The 17,429-nt window shown below is 76.3% G+C and carries 12 protein-coding genes; 7 read left to right on the top strand and 5 right to left on the bottom strand.

The genetic code is table 11. The features are described from left to right. Window positions 1–11 precede the first annotated feature (11 nt). A complete protein-coding gene (locus ABT238_RS06315; RefSeq protein WP_350755720.1) occupies window positions 12–1,346 on the bottom strand; it encodes an ABC transporter substrate-binding protein in 1,335 nt (444 codons plus the stop codon). Between the two features lie 339 nt (window positions 1,347–1,685). On the opposite strand from ABT238_RS06315, the gene ABT238_RS06320 reads away from it, so the two are divergent. Together ABT238_RS06320 and ABT238_RS06325 are read left to right on the top strand one after the other, a co-directional pair. Then, on the top strand, window positions 1,686–2,708 hold the full coding sequence (locus ABT238_RS06320; RefSeq protein ID WP_350755722.1) for a LacI family DNA-binding transcriptional regulator: 1,023 nt from the start codon (window positions 1,686–1,688) through the stop codon (window positions 2,706–2,708). A 197-nt stretch (window positions 2,709–2,905) separates the two neighbouring features. Further along, complete coding sequence (locus ABT238_RS06325; RefSeq protein ID WP_350565802.1) at window positions 2,906–4,909, top strand: FAD-dependent oxidoreductase; 2,004 nt, start codon at window positions 2,906–2,908, stop codon at window positions 4,907–4,909. Window positions 4,910–5,015: 106 nt separating this feature from the next. Here the strand turns inward: ABT238_RS06325 and ABT238_RS06330 are convergent, their stop codons facing one another. Then, on the bottom strand, window positions 5,016–5,828 hold the full coding sequence (locus tag ABT238_RS06330; RefSeq protein WP_350755726.1) for a class I SAM-dependent methyltransferase: 813 nt from the start codon (window positions 5,826–5,828) through the stop codon (window positions 5,016–5,018). A gap of 329 nt (window positions 5,829–6,157) precedes the next feature. Between ABT238_RS06330 and ABT238_RS06335 the strand changes: the two genes are divergently transcribed. Further along, window positions 6,158–6,676: a DinB family protein gene (locus ABT238_RS06335; protein ID WP_502891404.1), complete on the top strand. Its 519-nt coding sequence runs from the start codon at window positions 6,158–6,160 to the stop codon at window positions 6,674–6,676. Here the strand turns inward: ABT238_RS06335 and ABT238_RS06340 are convergent. Continuing rightward, on the bottom strand, window positions 6,673–6,858 hold the full coding sequence (locus ABT238_RS06340) for a hypothetical protein (protein ID WP_350755729.1): 186 nt from the start codon (window positions 6,856–6,858) through the stop codon (window positions 6,673–6,675). The genes ABT238_RS06335 and ABT238_RS06340 overlap by 4 nt on opposite strands. Window positions 6,859–6,983: 125 nt before the next feature. On the opposite strand from ABT238_RS06340, the gene ABT238_RS06345 reads away from it, so the two are divergent. The 3 genes from ABT238_RS06345 (at window position 6,984) to ABT238_RS06355 (ending at window position 12,254) form a co-directional block, all read left to right on the top strand. After that, window positions 6,984–8,573, top strand: coding sequence for a hypothetical protein (locus ABT238_RS06345; RefSeq protein ID WP_350755731.1), 1,590 nt, complete (start codon window positions 6,984–6,986; stop codon window positions 8,571–8,573). A gap of 459 nt (window positions 8,574–9,032) precedes the next feature. After that, on the top strand, window positions 9,033–11,702 hold the full coding sequence (locus ABT238_RS06350; protein ID WP_350755733.1) for an AfsR/SARP family transcriptional regulator: 2,670 nt from the start codon (window positions 9,033–9,035) through the stop codon (window positions 11,700–11,702). 102 nt (window positions 11,703–11,804) lie between these two features. Then, the gene (locus ABT238_RS06355; RefSeq protein WP_350755735.1) at window positions 11,805–12,254 is read left to right on the top strand and encodes a hypothetical protein; all 450 of its coding nucleotides are present in this window, start codon (window positions 11,805–11,807) and stop codon (window positions 12,252–12,254) included. Window positions 12,255–12,366: 112 nt separating this feature from the next. Here ABT238_RS06355 and ABT238_RS06360 read toward each other — a convergent pair whose 3' ends face one another. Then, window positions 12,367–13,317 (bottom strand): DMT family transporter, encoded by a 951-nt coding sequence (locus tag ABT238_RS06360; protein ID WP_350755737.1) that lies wholly within the window; start codon window positions 13,315–13,317, stop codon window positions 12,367–12,369. A 295-nt stretch (window positions 13,318–13,612) separates the two neighbouring features. On the opposite strand from ABT238_RS06360, the gene ABT238_RS06365 reads away from it, so the two are divergent. Next, window positions 13,613–14,086 (top strand): hypothetical protein, encoded by a 474-nt coding sequence (locus ABT238_RS06365; RefSeq protein WP_350755739.1) that lies wholly within the window; start codon window positions 13,613–13,615, stop codon window positions 14,084–14,086. On the opposite strand, the gene ABT238_RS06370 is transcribed toward ABT238_RS06365, so the two are convergent. After that, window positions 14,075–17,140, bottom strand: a complete 3,066-nt coding sequence (locus tag ABT238_RS06370) for an AfsR/SARP family transcriptional regulator (RefSeq protein WP_350755741.1) — start codon at window positions 17,138–17,140, stop codon at window positions 14,075–14,077. The genes ABT238_RS06365 and ABT238_RS06370 overlap by 12 nt on opposite strands. Window positions 17,141–17,429: the final 289 nt, after the last annotated feature.

Genomic DNA, 17,429 nt, shown 5'->3' on the forward strand with positions numbered 1-17,429 from the left:
GGCGGCGGCCGCTACTTCTGGATCTTGTCGTCGACCAGCTTGCCGACGTTGGTCCAGGCCTGCGCGGGGTCGGTGCCGCGCTGCTCGATGTCGAGGATGCCGTTGTCGGTGAGGAAGGTCTTCACCTGGCCGTCCCAGCGGCTGATCGGGACGGCCTTGATGCCGGCGGCGGTCTCGGAGTAGATCCGGCCCACGGGGGTGTCGCCGAAGAAGGGCAGCCGGGCGTTCTGCACGGCGGGGGAGGAGAGCGTCTCCCGGGTGGAGGGGATGTTGCCGTTGACGGCGAAGACCTTGGCGTGCTGGGCCGGTGCGGTCAGCCAGGCCGCCAGCTCGGCGGCCTCCTCGACGTGCGGGCCGGACCTGGGGACGGCGAGGAAGGAGCCGCCCCAGTTCCCCGGGACCGGGGCCGGGGCGATGTCCCACCGGCCCCGGTTCCCGGCGCCGGCCTGGTCCTTGATGATGCCGGTCATCCAGCTGGGGCAGGCCACGGTGGCGAAGCGGTTGTTCTTGAAGCCGGCGTTCCAGGTGCCCTTCTCGTCGAACTGCCGCAGCTTCGCGGTGAGTCCGCCGGTGGCGGCGGCGGTGGCGATCTCCCAGGCCTTCTTCACCCCGGGGCTGTTGCGGTAGTCCAACTCGCCCTTGGAGTCGGCGTACTGGACCGGCTCGCCGGAGAGCACGGCGTTGAACAGCCCACTGGCCGAGTCGTGGAAGGCGGTGCCCTCCGGGGCCTTGGCCCGGTACGCGCGGGCGGTGTCGAGGAACGCGTCCCAGCTGCCCGCCCAGAGCGCGCCGACCTGGGCGCGGTCGGTCGGCAGCCCGGCCTCGGCGAAGAGGTCCTTGTTGTAGCAGACGGCGATCGGGCCGACGTCGGTGCCCAGGCCGATCACCTTGCCGTCCGCGGTGGTGGCCTGCTTGACCTTCCAGTCGAGGAAGGCGCCGAGGTCCGCGCCGCCGGTCGTGCCGAGGTCGGCCCACTTCCCGGCCAGGGCGGGGGCGGTGGCCTCAGCGATGTAGCCGACCTCCACGGCCTGGATGTCGGCGAGGCCGCTGTCGCGGGACAGCCGCAGCTTGAGGGTGTCCCAGTACTTCTGGCCGTCGGCCACGTTGGACTCGACGATCTTGATGTTCGGGTGGAGTCTCTCGTACTCGGCGTAGAGCCCGGCCCCGGTCTCGTTGTCGTAGCCGAAGGAGCCGAAGGTGCCGATCCGCAGGGTGATCCGGCCGTCGTCGCCGGCGGCGTCGGCGCTCTTGCCGCCGCTGCCGCAGCCGGTGACGGCCACCAGGGCGGCGGTGGCGGCCAGGGCCGCGAGGGCGGTGCGGCGGGGGTGGGCGGTGGTGGTGTGCATGGCGGTCTCCTCGTCCGGGAGTGCTGCTGTCGGGGGTGGGGTGGGTGGGAGCCGATCGTGGGGGTGCTCGCGGGAGTTGCTCGTGGCGGTTGCTCGTGGGGGTTGTCCTCGGGAACGTCCGTGGGAGCGCTCCCACGCCACAGCCGGAAGGTTCCTGCGTGAGCCGACCCGGTGTCAAGAGATGAACCCGAATTACCTTCCGGCGGGCGGCTGTCTGCCGGGTGGCGTCACTTCCTGAAGGCGGGCCGTGGCGGCTCGGCGTGGCCGTGATCTACCATGCGGGCCCGGGCCCTGTGGACCGGAGGGCGGCGGCGGGGCGACGGCGGAGGGGCGCGGACGGTGAGCGGACGGCAGACGGGTCGGCCGACCCTGGAGGAGGTCGCGGCCCGGGCCGGGGTCGGCCGCGGCACGGTGTCCCGGGTGATCAACGGCTCGCCGCGGGTCAGCGAGCAGGCCAGGGAGGCGGTCGGCCGGGCCGTCGCGGAACTCGGGTACGTGCCCAACCGTGCGGCCCGGGCGCTGGCCGGCAGCCGTACCGACGCGGTCGCCCTGGTCGTGCCCGAGACCGAGGCCCGACTGTTCGCGGAGCCCTACTTCCTCGACATCATCCGTGGCGTGAGCGCCGAACTCGCCGCCGCGGACAAGCAGTTGCTGCTCACCCTGATCCGCACCGAGCAGGAGCGCCAGCGCTTCGAGCAGTACCTGGCCGCCCAGCGGGTGGACGGCGTGCTGATGGTCTCCGTCCACCGCGACGATCCGCTCCCGGACCTGGCGCGCGAGCTGGGCCTGCCGACCGTGCTGAACGGCCGCCGCTCGCCGGACGAACCGGCGTCGTACGTCGACTCGGACAACGTGGGTGCGGGGCGGTCGGCGGTCGAGCACCTCGCCGGGCGCGGCCGGCGGCGCATCGCGACCATCACCGGGCCACCGGACATGGAGGCCGCGCGCGGCCGGTTGGCGGGCTACCGCGAGGGACTGGCGGCGGCCGGGCTGCCGGTGGACGAACTGCTGGTCGCCACCGGCGACTTCACCGAGGAGGGCGGGCGCCGGGCGATGACCGCCCTGCTGGAGCGCCGGCCGGACCTCGACGCGGTCTTCGCGGCCTCCGACGTGACGGCGGTCGGCGCGCGCGCCGCGCTGCGCGCCCACGGCCTGGCCGTGCCGGGCGACGTCGCCCTGGTGGGCGTCGACGACTCGCCGATGGCGCGTCACCTGGACCCGCCGCTGACCAGCGTCCGGCAGCCGATCGAGGAGATGGGGCGGGCGATGGCCGCGGCCCTGCTGCGGCAGATCGCCAGCGAGGAGGCGGAGCCCTCCCGGCTGGTGCTGCCGACGGAGCTGGTGGTGCGCGAGTCCTCGTGACGGCCGGGCCCCACCCGGCGGGCCGGGCGGGGCCTTGAGGCGGGGCCGGGGGCTACTGCGCGGGGTGGGCGCGTCGGCCGACGGGCGGAGGGGACGTCAATGGGGCGGGGGAGTCCGAATCCGATCGAGTGGTTGATCGTTCCCGTCCGGGTGATGCCGGTTCCGTCACGTCCTGGTGACGCCAAGAGTGGTGCGTCATGACCACTCCAGACACGGGCGTTCCCGCCCCGCGATCCCTGACCACCACGACCCCCGCGGGCGGGGCGTCGACCGCACGGCCCTCCCGGCGTTCGGTCGTCACGGTGACCGGCGCCTCGGTGCTCGCCGCCGGGCTCACCGCCGCCTCCGCGGCACCCGCGACCGCGCTCGCCCCCGCCGTCACCCCGGCGGTCACTCCGGCCGACGTACCGCCGGGCACCGACGAGCAGGCGATCACCACGGTGGCCCGCGCCATCGCCGTCTACGACGAGCACGACCGGCCGCTCGTCCCGGGCTATCTGAAGATCGTCCGGGACGGCCTGCCGCCCGCGCGGGCGCGGGCCACCAAGCGGGTCCTGGTCGTCGGCGCCGGCCCGGCCGGACTGCTCGCCGCCGACCTGCTCAACCGGGCGGGCCATGACGTCGTCGTCATCGAGGCCAACGGCAACCGGGCCGGCGGCCGGGTCAAGACCTTCCGCAAGGGCGGCCACGAGAACGGCCCGCAGCCGTTCGCCGACCCCGGCCAGTACGCCGAGGGCGGCGCGATGCGGCTGCCCGAGAGCCACCCGCTGGTGATGGCGCTGCTCGACAAGTACGACCTGCCGCGCCAGGAGTTCCTGCTGGTGGACGTGGAGGTGGAGAACCCGTCGAAGCGGGCCAACCGCACCTGGATCCACGTCAACGGCCTGCACGTGCGCCGCGCCGACTACGAGGCGGACCCCACCGAGGTCAACGGGAGCTTCGGCGTCACCGGCCCCGACGGCGCCAGGACCGCCGCGGCCATCTACGGGGAGGCGCTGGAACCCGCGCTCGCCCTCGTCCGGGGCAAGGAGGGCGCGGCCCTCGTCGAGGGCTGGGCCACCGTCCTGCGGCGCTACGGCCACTGGTCGATGTACCGGTACCTCACCGAGCAGGCCGGGCTGGACACCAGGACCATCGACCTCATCGGCACCATCCAGAACGTGACCTCGCGGCTGCACCTCTCCTTCGTGCACAGCTTCCTGTCGGCGGCGCTGATCGACCCGAAGACGAAGTTCTGGGAGATCAAGGGCGGCACGGCCCGGCTCGTCGACGCCCTCTACGCGGCGGTGAAGGGCAAGGTGCGGTTCGACCGGCGGGCGGTGCGCATCGACCGCGTCGGCGGCAAGGTCCGGGTGCACACCGTCTCCGAGGACTGCCAGAGCGGGCAGGGCGGGGTCACCGAGGTGTTCGAGGGCGACGAGGCGGTCATCACCGTCCCGTTCGCCGGGCTGCGGCACGTGGCCTTCGAGCCGCCGCTCGGCTACGGCAAGCGGCGCGCGATCACCGAGTTGCACTACGACGCCGCGACCAAGGTGCTGCTGGAGTTCTCCCGCCGCTGGTGGGAGTTCACCGAGGCGGAGTGGAAGGCCGAGCTGGACGGCATCGAGGCGGGCCTCTACGAGCGGTACCGGGCCGGCCGGGTCGAGGACGGCCGCTACCTCGGCGCGCACGCCTCGGTGCGGCAGCTCGGGGTGAGCGTCCCGGAGGAGCTGAGGACGTGCTTCGCGTCCTTCCGCCCGGTCGGCGACGAGCCGGAGGCCGCCCACGTGCGCGGTGGCGGCTCGGTCAGCGACAACGCCAACCGCTTCGTCTACTTCGAGCACGCCCACCCGCTGGAGGGCAGTGACGGCGGCGTGGTGCTCGCCTCGTACAGCTGGGCCGACGACGCGCTGAAGTGGGACTCGTACGCCGACGAGGAGCGCTACCTGCGGGCGCTCGCGGGGGTGCAGGCGATCTTCGGGCGGCGCTGCGAGGTCTTCTTCACCACCAAGTCCAAGACCCAGTCGTGGATGCGCGACCACTACGCCTACGGCGAGGCCTCGGTGCTGCTGCCCGGCCAGCACACGGAGCTGTTCCCGGACATCCCGGGCTCCGAGGGGCCGCTGCACTTCGCGGGGGACCACACCTCGACCAAGCCCGCCTGGGTCGAGGGCGCGCTGGAGTCGGCCGTCCGGACGGCGCTGCTGGTCCACCGGGGCTGACCGGGGGCCGGGGGCGGGTGGGGCGATCCCCGGGGCGGGCCGGGATCGCTCCGGCCGGCCGGCCGGCTGCCGGTTGACCGGCCGTTCGGCCGCCCGGCCGTCCCGGTCAGCGGCGGGTGGCGGTGACGAGGTGGTAGTCGAGCAGGCCGTCGCGCCAGGTGGTGAGGAAGTTGCGGGTCCAGTGGCCGGGCGGGACGGTGCCCTCCAGGTAGCGGTCCAGCCCCGGCCACACGTCCGCCCCGATGGACTCGGTGCCGACGTCGGTGAACCCGGAGGCCGCGAGGTCCTCGGTGAACCCGGCGAGCGGGTGGGCGACGTCCAGGCCGTTCGCGAAGCTGCCGAGCAGGATCTTCAGCCGCTCGGCGACGTCCGGCCCCTCGGCGCTGAAGAAGGTGGTGACCACCAGCCGCCCGCCCGGCCGCAGCACCCGGGCCGACTCGCGGGCGAACCCGGTCAGCTCGCGGAAGTGCTGCGCCGCCTCGACCGAGTAGAGGCCGTCCAGCGAGGCGTCCGCGAACGGCAGGTCGTCCGCCGATCCCAGCGAGTAGCCCAACCGGTCCGGAAAGGTCGCCAGGGCCTTGGCGTTGACGGCGCGGGCGCGCTCGATCTGGTCCGGGTGGATGTCGACGCCCGTCACCGCCGCGAAGCGGAACTCGCAGAGCGCGAGCGCCGCGCCCAGGCCGCGCCCGCAGCCGACCTCGGCCAGCCGCAGCGACTCCCGGGGCCCCGGGAAGGCGCGCAGCACCCGGCGGTAGAGGTCCTCCTGACTGCGGACCCGGTCCTCGGGCGTCGGCGCGGTGGTACGGATGCCGCTCCAGTCACCGAAATTGATGAATCCGCCGCCGAAGCTGGCGGCCCGTGACAAGTCGTCCTCGCCGTAGGTCTGGCGTACCGGTCCTGGGATGCGGTCCTGGCTCATGGCTCGCTCGGGCTCCTCGTGTGTAGTGGCGGCGGCCGATGGGTGGCATCGACGGGCGGGAGGGCCGGTACTCCGGGCCCCGCGCAGGCGCGTGCCGCAGTACGTACCCAAACATGCCAGGAACGGAACTACCCGAAGGAAGGGGTTTGGCGCCACAACCTGCGGGCCGATCGGGTGGTGTGTCATACGGGGTGATGATCGTGGCACACGGCCGTGGCACCGGCTCCGGTGCCCGGGTGCGGGCCCTGAAAATGATCGGCGCGCGGCCGGGGGCGGCTGGAAGACTGGGCGCCGCAATCCGTTCGGACGCACGGGAGACGAGGGACGTCATGGGCATGGACACGGGGGACGGGCGGGTCGCCCCGCCGCTGACCGGCGGCGAGCGGGAGACGCTGCGGGCGTTCCTGGACTTCCACCGCGGGACGCTGGCGATGAAGTGCGCCGGGCTGACGGACGAGCAGTTGCGGCTGCGGTCGAGCCCGCCGTCGGCCCTGACCCTGCTCGGCCTGGTGCGGCACATGGCGGAGGTCGAACGGACCTGGTTCCGGCGGGTGATCGACGGCCAGGACATCCCGCTGCTCTGGTCCCCGGAGGGCGACTACCAGGCCGCCTACGACCCCACCGGCTCGGACCGCGCCGAGGCGTTCGCGGCCTGGGAGGCGGAGGTGGAGCACGCCCGGCGGATCGAGCGGGAGGCGCCGTCGCTGGACGTCACCGGCTACCAGCCGCGCTGGCGGGCGGAGGTCTCGCTGCGGCTGGTGATGCTGCACCTGATCCACGAGTACGCCCGCCACAACGGCCACGCCGACCTCCTGCGCGAGGCGATCGACGGCGAGGTCGGCGCCTAGCCCTCCGGCTCGGGGGCCTGGAAGCCGGGTGGTGCGACGAGGCGCTGCCACTCGTCGTCGGGCCGGCCGGGGACGGTGCGGCCGGTGGCGGTCCAGAGCTCGGCGAGCCGGGCGAAGATCGGCGCCTCGTGCGGAATCGTTTCGTCGTTGGCGCGGGGTGAGGGCAACTGGTGATGGCTCATACCCAGCACAACGAGCACACCCGCTGCCCGCAACCCGCCCCGGCGGGTCGGAAGACCCGGGTGTACTGATGAGGGTGGGCCGGCCGGGCCGGTCGCTGTCGGTGGGCGCTGCGATGATCGCCCGCATGATCGTCGAGAACGCCGCGAACGCCGAGCGCCCTGCCGTGGGCTGGACCGCCGACCTGGCCACCACCGTCGAGCTGGTCCGCACCCTGCACGACCTCGACGGCTGCTGGACGCGGGCCGACGTCGAGCGGCTGGTCGAGGCCAGGCCCGACTGGAAGATCCGCCGGATCTTCCCGGACCTCCTGGTCGTGGGCCTGCAGGCCCACCTCCGCTGGCCGCTCGGCGCCGAGCTGTACCTGGGGGCCACCGCGCCGAAGAGCGACCGCTACCACCGGGCCCGGGTGCGGCTGCTGGACTTCCGGCTGCCGACGCCCGAGGAGGAACGGCGCACCGCGCTGCGCACGCTCTCCGAGGCGCTGCGCGCGATCGGCGCGCCCACCGCCGTGCCGACCGCCGCCGACGGGTTCGGGCTGCGCTGGCAGCCCGCCGGGCGCACCATGCTGCTCCAGGCCAACGACCGCGGCGCCTGGGTCGCCCTCCAGCCGCGGGTGACCGAGGTCGAGCACGTCAGCCCCGAACTTCCCGCCGTCGTCGCCGCGTTCGTCCCGGCGCTGCACGACGCCCCCGGCGGGCACTGCCCGGTCGAGGCGGTGGAGCGGATCGCCGCCGAGCACCCGCGGTGGCGGGTCGACTTCGGCCAGGGCTACGCCGACATCCGCACCGCCGACCCGGCGTTCGTGCCGTCGTTCGCCAGCCGCACCTCCTTCGCGCGCCCCGGCCCGGAGGGCACCTACGACGTCCTGGACCTGCACCGCTTCGACGACCTTCCGCTGACGCTGGAGCACCGGCGGGAGGTGTTCGGCGAGATCTACCGGGCGGTCCGCGCCGTCCTCGGCGAGCCGACCCTGTTCGGCGGCGGCCCGGACGGCCCGGACGTGCGCTGGCGCGAGGCCGGCGAGGAGGGCCGGCTGCTGCGGCTGCTCTGCGAGGGGCGGCGGATCCGGCTGGAGACGGAAGCGGCCGCGCCGTTCGAGGAGGACGAGCGGCTCGCCTTCGCGTACGGCGGCCCGTACGGCGGATCGGACGGCCCCAGCGACTTCCCGCTCCTGCGCTACAGCTGGCAGCTCCACCTCGCCTACGAGGCGCCGGGCGGCACCGCGGACGTCCTGCCGGGCGGCCGGCTCGCGCTGTCGCTGCCGCACCTGCGGGAGGGCCTGGAGTGCCTGCTGGCCGCCTGGATCGAGCAGCTGCCGGTCCAGCGGCCCGGCGAGAAGGCCACCTTCTCGATAGCCGCGCCGCAGATCAGCGGCGGGCTCTCGTTCGCGTACAGCACCGACAAGGGCGTGCTGCTGCGGGTCGGCCCGCGCCCCGGCGAGCCGGCCGAGGTCACGGCCGCGATGACGGCGGACGGCTGGCAGCCCTCCGGGAAGCGCTTCAAGGCCGAGTTCAGGACACCGACGCGGGCCACCGCCGCCGAGGTCGCCACCCTGATCACCACCGAGCTGGCGGCGCGCGGGATCAGCGGGGACTCCGGCTACGGCCTGGGCCCCGGCCGGATCACCGCCCGCCGCCCGTCCCTCGGCCAGTCCCACCAGCTCGCCGGCCACGGCTTCTTCCGCGCCACCGGCCTGGGACTGGAGACCTCCTGACGGCGGGAGCCCACCGCCCGGCGGCGGCTCTCCCGACGACGGCGTCCGCGACGTCCGCTGCCGGCAGGAAGGGCGGGTGGCGGTTGTCGCGGGTCTCGTGGTCGCTTTCGAGACGGGTGAAGTCCTCGCAGATGTGGCCCTGATGGGTGGTCTCGAAGCCGGACGCTCCAGTTGCCGCGGGACGGACGGGAGTTCGTCCAGCGGAGACCGCACCGTTGTGAGGCTGTGGTGGAGGAATTCCGTGGTCACGGCAGTGGGTATCGAGGCCCTCCCTCACGGCCGTGCGGCCGAGCGTTCCGCGTCGACCGAGTGACCGACGTGGTCCGACGGTGCGTCATGGCGCCGCAGCGGTGGCGCAGTTCGGGACAACGGGCGCTCACCAGGAGAGGTGTGGACCAATCCACACATTCCCTATGCTCTCACCCTGATCGACTGATCGGAACGCGGTGGGGAGCGGCAGTGCGCATCAATCTGCTCGGACGGTTCGAGCTCCAGGACGACCACGGCAGGGTGCTGCCGCTACCCGGGCCGAAGCGGCGCGCGCTGCTCGCCGCCCTCGCCCTGGAACTCGGCCGCACCGTTCCGGCCGAGCGGCTCGGCACGCTGCTCTGGGGCGGCGCCCCGCCGGCCACCGCCCGCTCCGCCCTCCAGAGCCACGTCACCGCCGTGCGCCGGCTGCTCGCGGCCGCGGCCGACGGTACGGCCCCGCCCGGAGGCATAGCCGAGGACCCGGACGGGCTCCACCTGGTCACCCGGGACGACGGCTACGCACTGCTCGGCCACCCGGACGCCGTCGACGCGCACCGCTTCGAGCGGCTGTGCGCCGCCGCCGGAGCGAACGCCGCCGACCCCGGCGGCCTGCTGCGCACCGCACTCGCCCTCTGGCGCGGGCCCGCCCTCGACGGGTGCGGCTCCGCTCGGCTGGCCGCCGAGGCCGGGCCCCGGCTGACCGCCGCCCGGTGGTGGGCCGTCGAACGGTTCGCGGCCGAGGCGCTCCTCGGCCGCGACGGCGTCGACGAGCGGATACCGCAGGCGGTGGCCGAGTTGACGGCGCTGCTGGCCGCCGAGCCGCGGCGCGGGAGGGCCGCCGCGCTGCTCGCCCGGTGCCTCGAACGGCCCGCGCCGCCGGCGGACCCGGGCGCCGCGCCGGAGGCGGGCCGAGTGCCGGGCGGACCGGGCGTGTTCGTCGGGCGCGCCGGTGAACTCGCCCGCCTCGACGCGGCCGCCGCCACCGCCGACGGCCGCCCCCTGCTGCTCACCGGGCCGGCCGGGGTCGGCAAGACCCGCCTCGCCCGCGCCTGGGCCGAGCACCGCGCCGGCCGCTTCCCCGACGGCCGCCACACCCTCGACCTCCACGGCGAGGACGGGGCCACCGCGCTCACCCCCGCCGCCGCCCTCGCCCGACTGCTGCGCGAGCTCGGCGCGGGCGGGGACGACCTCCCCGCCGACACCGCCGGACGCGCCGCGCTGCTGCGCACGCTGACCGCCGGCCGCCGGCTGCTGCTCCTGCTCGACGACGCCCGGTCCGCCGAGCAGGTCGAACCGCTGCTGCCCGGCCACCGCGAGGTGCTGGTCCTGGTCACCGGCCGCTCGCGGCTCACCGCCGACCTGGTCGCCCGGCAGGGCGCCGTCCCGCTGCCGCTCGGCGCCCCGGCCCCGGCCGAAGCGGTCGGCCTGCTCGCCGCCGCGGCCGGCGCCGGGCGGGTCGCGCGGGAGCCGGAGGCGGCCGCGCCGCTGGCCGCGCTCTGCGACCAACTGCCCTTCGCGGTGGGGCTGGTGGGTGCCCGGCTGGCGGCCGGGGGCGGGAGCGCCGCCGGGCTGGTGGAGGAGCTGAGGGAGGAGCGGCGGGCCGGGGCCGACGGGGTGACGGCCGCCCTCGCGGTCGCGTGGCGCGGCCTGTCGCCGGAGGCCGGGAGGGCCTTGGCGCTGACCGGTCTGCTCCCGGGTTCGGGCATCGACGCGCGGGACCTCGCCGCGCTCGGCGCACTGCCTCCGCCGCGGGCGCGCGAGCTGCTCGCGGCCCTTGCCGCCGCCCGGCTCGTCGAGGAGACCGGGCCCGGACGGTTCGACCGGCCGGGGGCGGTGCGCCGGTACGCGGTCGAACGCGCCGCCTGGCTGCCGGCCGAGGAGCGGGCGGCCGCGTTGCGCCGGCTGCTCGACCAGTGGGCGGACACCGCGGAGGCCGCGGCGGAGGCGGTCGGCGAGGCCGTCGGCCAGGCCGACGGCGGCGGGTCGTGCGCCCCGGCGGACCAGGACGGCCCCGTGGCGTGGTTCCCCCGGGTGCGGCGCGTGCTGACGGCCGTGGCCCGCGCCGGCGCCGCGCACGGCCTCGACCCCGAGGTCTGGCGGCTCGCCCACGGCTGCGGGCCGCTGCACTACCACGACGGCGCCCACCCGGAGGCGTGGGAGGAACTCGCGCGGGAAGGCCTGGCCGCGGCCGAACGCCTCGGGGACCGCACCGCCCGCCTCCTGCTGCGGACCGACCTGGGCCTGGCGCTGGTCTGCCGGAAACGTTTCACCGAGGCCGCCGGGGTCGCCGAACAGGCCGTCGCCGAGGCCGGGGGAGCCGAGGACGCGGCCGAGGACAGCGCCGAGGACAGCGCCGTCCGTGACCGGTGCCTCACCGCGCTCGCCGGCACCCTCGCCGCGTCCGGCCGCGGCTACCAGGCCATCGCCGTGCTGGAACGCGTCGTCGCCTCCTGCGAGGCCCGGGGCGACGGCGCGTCGACCGCCCGCGCCCTGGACCACCTCGCCCACTGCCTGCACCGGGTGGGGGAGGCGGAGCGCGGCCTCGCCCACACCGACCGCGCGCTCGATCTCGTCCGCGACCGCCCCGACGACCCGCTCCAGCGCACCCTCCGCTTCAGCCGGGCCGAGGCCCTGCGCCTGCTCGGCCGGGTGGAGGAGGCGCTCGCCGCGGCGGACGAGGCACTCGCCCTCGCCGAGAAGCAGGACGACACCCGCCTCGCCCTGCTCGCCCTGGATTTCAACGGCGCCCTCCTCGCCGGCCTCGGCCGCCCCGCCGAGGCCGCCGACCACTGGCGCCGCGCGCTCGCCCTGCACACCGCCGAAGGCCGCCCGAACGCGGCACTGGCGCGCCGCCTGGCCGCCCTGGAGCCCGGGGCCTGACACCGCGACCGGTGGGCCCGTCGGCGGGGAACCCGGGGAGGTCCGGCGGAACGCCTCCTGGTTCCATGGTCGGACGGACCGGCGAGTGGTGGGAGGCGGGAAGTGGTTCCCGAGTGGTTCTGGGACGTCCTGGAAGCGACCAGGCCGCGGCTGTCCGCCCTGGAGGCGTGGCTGGGGTCGCAGCCGCGGGAGGTCCTTGAGGAGTTCGCGCTCGCCCAGCTGGAGGCGGCCGAGGCGCTGGCGGACTTCGCGGAGGGGGTGATCGTCGACGGGGACGGCTGGTCCGAGGACAGCACCGAGGATCTCTGCCTGTGGGTGGTCGGGCAGGGCCGCGCTTTCTGGCAGCGGGTGGTGACGGGGGAACTGGGGCTGGACGAGGCCGCGCGGGCGTATCTCGGCCGGACGCCGCCGCTTCCCGAGGGAACGGTCGCGTGGGACGGGGTGGTCGCCGACCCGGAGCACCGGGGCTACCAGTCGTCCGCGGCCATCGTGCACGGCGTCTACCGGACGCGGTTCGGCGAGGACCTGGCGGAACGGCTCCTGGACGCCTGAGGACGCCTGAGGACGTCCGAGGATGCCTGGGACGCCCGTGGACGCCGCGTCGGGCCGGTCGCGGTCCGGGTGCCGGCCCCGTGGACGGCACCCGGACCGCTCCGTCGGGGTGTCAGCGGCGGCGCGGGACGGGGGCGGTGAGGACGGCGAGGGCGAGGACGAGGACGGCGAGGCCGCACCAGGAGGCGGCGGGGAGGCGCTCGCCGAGGGCGGCGACGCCCAGGACGGCGGCGACCGCCGGTTCGGCCAGCGTCAGCGCGGTCGCCGTCTGGGCGGAGGTGTGGCGCAGGCCGCGGCCGAAGAGCCGGTAGGCCAGGAAGGTGGTGACCACGCCCAGGTGCAGCACCACGAGCGCGCCGCGCGGCGTGACCGCCCAGCCGGCGTCACCGATCAGCAGGACGGGCAGGACCAGCACGGCGGCCGCGCCGAACATCGCCCCCATCACCCCGGCGGAGGGGTGGCCGTGGCCGATGAGCCGGCCGCCGACGAGGGAGTAGGCCGCGTAGGAGAGCCCGGCGAGGGCCGCCAGCAGGACGCCGGGGAGGTCCACCGTGGTCGCCCCGCCGCCGAGTCGCGGGCCGAGGACCAGCAGGGTGCAGCCGAGCACGGCGGTCGACGTCGCCCGGGCCCAGCGGGCGGTGGGCCGGGGGCCGCCGGTGAGCCAGGCCAGCAGGCCGGTGAGGACCGGCGCGCTGCCCAGGGCGATCACGGTGGCCACCGCCACCCCGGTGCGGGCCACGGCGGGGTAGAAGGTGAGCGGGTACCCGGCGACGGCGAGCGCGCCCAGGAGCAGCAGCCGCCGTTCGCGGGGCGTGCACGTCCGCGGCAGGGAGCGGGCGGAGCGGTCGGAGAGCAGGAGCAGCAGCCCGCCGAGGGCCAGCCCGGCGCAGCCGATGGCGGCGGCCGGGGCCGAGGCGGGGGCGAGCGAGCCGGCCGTGCCGGTGGTGCCCCAGAGCACGGCGGCCGCGAGGACGGGCAGCGGACCGGCGAGGGCGGCGGGAACGGGCGCGGGGACGGACGCGGCCCTGGAGGCGGACGCGGGCGTGGTGATGCGGTTCGGCACAGTCGTGGACTTCCGTTGTCGAATTCCGGGATTCCGGCAGGCGGACTGGATTCGGAACGGGCGCACGACACGGCGCCCCGGCGCCCTTGCGGGCCGGCCGGAGGCGCGGGATCAGGCTTGCCGGTGTGTGCGCCCGGTCAGGCGGACAGCGGTGGCAGCACGACGTGCCAGTACGAGGTCATGCGGCGATGCTACCGCCCCGGTCGCCGCGGCCCGCCCCCCCCCGGGAGTGAACGGCGGTGAACGGTGGTGAACACGGAGCGGGGCGGCAGCCGTACTCGTCACCGTGACGGTGATGACCACGGGACGTGGGGCTGGCAAGCTGGCCGCCATGGCGGAAGCGGTGGGCGAGGCAGGGATCCGGGAGCTGGTCGCGGGATGGCTCGCGGCCGAGCGGCCCGGCGAGGAAGGGCGGTCCGGCGACGACGGGTGGTCCGGCGACGACCGGGCCGGCGGCGGGTGGGCGGTGCCCCCGGCCGACGGGGCGGTGGTGGTCGCGGCCGCCCGGCGGCTGGCCGTGGAGGGGCTGGGGCGGCGCGGGCCGCGGACGGCGGTCCCGGACGGGCTGCGGATGATCGCCGAGGCGCTGGTGGTGGACGAGCACCCCTCGGCGGCGCGCTGGACGCCCCTGGAACGCGCGCAGGCGGTGGAGTGGGTGGCGCTGCTGCTGCACCGCTTCGGGGAGGACGGCGTGGCGCTGCTGACGGAGGAACTCGTGGGGGAGCCCGGGGTGGGGGACCCGGTGCCCGAGGAGCCCTCAGCCGGCTAAGGTCGCCAGCCGTTCGTCCAGCGTGCGCACCACCTCGGTGTCGCCGAGCCGGCCGTACAGGCCGCGCGCCGAGCGCAGCGTCCCGACGGCCTCCGCGGGCCGGCCGACCGCCAGCAGGTAGTCGGCGAAGTGCCGTTCGGCCACCGCGAGCAGGTGGACGGTGCCGGCGAGCCGGCAGCGCTCCAGGGTCTCCCGCCAGGCCTGCTCCGCCTCGGCGGAGCGCCCGAGCAGTTGCAGGGCGTGCGCCTCGTTGATCATCGAGGAGAGGTGGAAGACGGCCAGCGGGTGCTCGGCGAGCAGCGCGCGGGCCTCCCGGGCGCGCCGCAGCGCCTGCGCAGGCTCGCCGGCGAGGCCGTACAGGCCGGCGGTGTTGCTGAGCGCGTAGGGGGCGTGCTCGGCATGGCCGTGCGCCTCGGCGAGGGCGATCGCCTGCTCGCCCAGCCGGACCGCCTCGGCCGGCCGGCCGGCGGCCCCCGTGGTCACGGCCAGCACGGTGAGCGCCTGCACCCGGACGGTGTCGCCGGTCCCGGCGGTGCGGTCGACCGCGCGGCGGGCCAGCCGGTGCGCCTCCGCCGTCCGGCCCCGGCCGCTCAGGGCGCGGGCCGTCACGGCCTCCATCGAGGCGACGGCCGCCGGGTCGCCGGTGCGGCCGGCGGCGTCGAGGCCGGTCCGCAGGCAGGCCAGCCGGTCCGCGTGGCGGCCGACGCCGTAGTAGAGGCCGTCGGCGCGGTAGGCGAGGCGCCAGGCGCGGTCGGCGTCGCCGTCCCCGGCGGTGGCGGCGACCACGCCCCGGACGGCGGGTTCCTCGGCCTGGAACCAGTCCAGGGTCGAGCGGACGGTGGCGAAGGGCGGGTGCTCGCCGCGGCCGGTGCGACTCGTACGGGCGGCGCCGCTGCCGGGGGCGGGTTGCAGCAGCGCGGCGCCGTGGGCCACCGCCGCGAGGTAGTGGTCGGACAGCGCCGCGGACGCCGCGGTCCGCTCCGCCGCGGGCCGCGCGTCCAGGAGTTCGGCGCCGTACAGCCGGATCAGGTCGCAGCGCCGGTAGCGGCCGGGCGCGGTCTCGGTGAGCAGGTGGTGCGCGGCGAGCGCGTCGAGCGCGTGGCCCGCCTCGGCGGGGTTGGCGCCGAGCAGCGCGGCGGCCGCCGCGACGTCGGTCTCCGTGCCCGGGTGGACGGCGAGCAGGGCCAGTAGGTGTGCCGCGGTGTCCGGAAGGTGCCGGAGCGTCAGGTCCAGGGCGGCCCGCAGGCTGCTGGTGCCCCGGGTGTCCAGGGCGTGCAGCCTGGTCCGCTCGTCGGCGAGTTCGGGCACCAGGTCGGCTATTGCCCAGGCCGGACGGGTCGCCAGCCGGGCGGCGGCGATCCGCAGGGTGAGCGGCAGCCGGCCGCAGAGTTCCGCCAGCCGGTCGGTGGCCTCCGGCTCGGCGGCCACCCGGGGGCGGCCGAGGAGGTGCTCCAGCAGGCGGCGGGCGTCCTCGGCGGGCAGCGGGCCGAGCCGCAGCGGGGCGGCGCCCTCGGTGACGACCAGGTCCTCCAGGCTGCTGCGGCTGGTGATCACGGTCGCGCCGTGCGGACCGGAGGGCAGCAGCTCGGCGAGGCTCCGGGCGTCGCGGACGTTGTCCAGGACCACCAGCAGGCGGCGGTCACGGGTGAGCGACCGGTAGAGCGCGGCCCGGGCCGCCCGCTCGTCGGGCAGTTCGGTCTCCGGGACGCCGAGGGCGAGCAGGAAGCGGCCGAGCACGGCGGCCGGTTCGACGGGCCGGCCGGGGCCGAAGCCGTTGAGGTCGGCGAAGAGCCGCCCGTCCGGGAAGGCGGCGGCCGCTTCGTGGGCCCACCGCACGGCGGTGGCGGTCTTGCCGGTGCCGACCGGGCCGACCAGCAGGCCGATCCCCCCGCCGGGGCGTGACCCCAGCAACTGCTCGCCCAGCCAGTGGAGTTCCGTGTCCCGGCCGACGAACCCGGTGGCCGGGCGGGGGAGCTGGTCGGGAGCGGGACGGGGAGCGGGGGCGCGAGTGGGAACGGGGGCGGCGGCCGGCGTGGGAGCCGGGGCGGGCGCGGGCGGCCGGTTCGCGGCCCGCACGGGCGCGGATCCGGCGGCCGGGGCGGCCAAGCCCCGGACGGTGGACGGACGCGGGGCGGGCTTGCAGCTCAGCGCGGGCATCGGCGCGGGCATCGGCGACGGTGCCCGCGACGGCATCGGTACCGGCGCAGGACGGGCGGCGCCCGGCACGGCGGCCCCGGTGGCCCCTCCCGGGCGGGGGAGGCCGATGACGCGGACGGGGGCCTCGGGCGCCGCGGTGGCCGGCCGCCGCGCCGCCGGCTGCTCGGCGAGCAGGCCGGACACCGCCGACCGCAGCGCGACGCCCGGGCCGACCCCGAGGTCGGCGGCGAGCCGGCGGCGGGTCCGGTGGTAGGCGTTCAGCGCGTCCCACGGGCGTCCGGCCTGGTTCAGACAGAGCACCAGCAGGGCGGCGAGCGGTTCGTTCCAGGGATCGCCCTCCAGCGCGCGGTCGAGCTCGGACACCGCGTCCGTGCCCCGCCCGAGCCGCAGCAGCCGGTCGGCCCAGGCCTCCAGCGCCAGCGCCCGGTCCTTGCGCAGCCGGTCCGCCAGCGCGTCCCTCAGGTCGGTCTCCGGCAGGTCGGCCAGGGCGGTGGGACCGTGCCACAGGTCGAGCGCCCGGCGCAGCATTCCGGCCGCCGCCTCGTCGCCGCCCGGGGCGTCCGCCGCGGCGGCCCGGGCGACCAGCTGCTCGAAGAGCAGCGAGTCCACCGCGTGCTCCGGACCGTCCAGCCGGTAGCCCGGCGGACGGGTGGTCAGGACGAGCTCCGAGCCCGCGATCAGCTTGCGCAGTGCGGCGATGTGGCCCTGCAGCGCGGCCCGGGCCCGGGCCGGGGGCGTCTCCCCCCAGAGCAGTTCGAAGAACCGCCCGACCGGGACGGTGCGGCCGAGTTCGAGCGCCAGCAGGGCGAGCGTGGCGCGCCGCTTGGCGGCGGCGGGCTCGACGGACCGGCCGTCGGCGGTCCGCAGTTCCACCGGGCCCAGCAGCCGAACGAACACGGATCCTCCCTGGTGAGAGCGGGTGGACGAGGGTCTCCGTCCCTGTGCGGGGCGCAGTCTAGCCACGGCCGGGGTGCGTTTCGTGACGTTCGGTGCGCGGTTGGGGAAATGGCGTGGTTCGGACCGTTCGGGGGGTTGACGGGAGCCGGTTCGCCGGGCTCGCGGCGACGGTCGGCCGGCGCTCCCCCGATGGTCATGGACGCGGCAGGAGGGCGGTCGGGTTGCGACGGCGGCCGCAGTGGTGCTGGCGGGGCGGTGTCTTCCGGGTGCAAACCAGGCCCGGTTTCCG

Origin of the sequence: Kitasatospora sp. NPDC001527, from assembly GCF_040298605.1 — a bacterium.
In the GTDB taxonomy this organism is placed as follows: domain Bacteria; phylum Actinomycetota; class Actinomycetes; order Streptomycetales; family Streptomycetaceae; genus Kitasatospora.